This is a genomic window from Pseudoduganella aquatica, from assembly GCF_009857595.1.
Taxonomy (GTDB): domain Bacteria; phylum Pseudomonadota; class Gammaproteobacteria; order Burkholderiales; family Burkholderiaceae_D; genus Rugamonas; species Rugamonas aquatica_A.
Window position 1 is genome coordinate 1 of the sequence record NZ_WWCU01000122.1, and the last position, 540, is coordinate 540.

The 540-nt window shown below is 61.5% G+C and carries 1 protein-coding gene; it reads left to right on the forward strand.

All coding sequences use genetic code 11. From position 1 onward, the window contains the following. Positions 1-65 precede the first annotated feature (65 nt). Positions 66-540 (forward strand): transposase (locus GTP77_RS29855; protein ID WP_161075755.1); only part of this gene is annotated, 475 nt, incomplete at its 3' end.

A 540-nucleotide genomic window follows, 5' to 3' on the forward strand; every position in this document is an offset into this window, starting at 1 on the left:
GGGGATCTCGAAAAACTTCACCGAAAATGGCATGATGTCGCAGAGCCAACACTGACCTTCTTCCGATGATCAAAACCAGCTTGTTTGCAGACCAGGAGCGCGAAGCGAAGCTGAACAAGCTTGGCGACGCGCTGCGGCTGCTGGAGCAGCATGTGGACTTCGCGGCGTTGGCCGCCGAGGTCGATCTTGCTGCGCCGCGTCCCAGCCGTGAACGCGGCGGTCGCCCGCCGTTCCCGACCGAATTGATGGTGCGGGTGCTGCTGATCCAGCAGTTGTTCAACCTCTCCGATGAACAGATGGAGTTCCAGCTGCTGGACCGGTTGAGCTTCCAGCGCTTTGCCGGACTGCGTGCCAGCAGCCAGATCCCGGACCGGACCACGATCTGGACCTTCAAGGAACGCCTGATCCAGGCCGGCGCCAGCGAAAGCATCTTCGACGCGGTCAACCGGCAACTGGCCAAGCACGGCTACATTGCGCGCGGCGGCCAGATGATCGACGCCAGCTTCGTGCAGGTGCCAAAGCAATCGCTGAGCAAGGAAG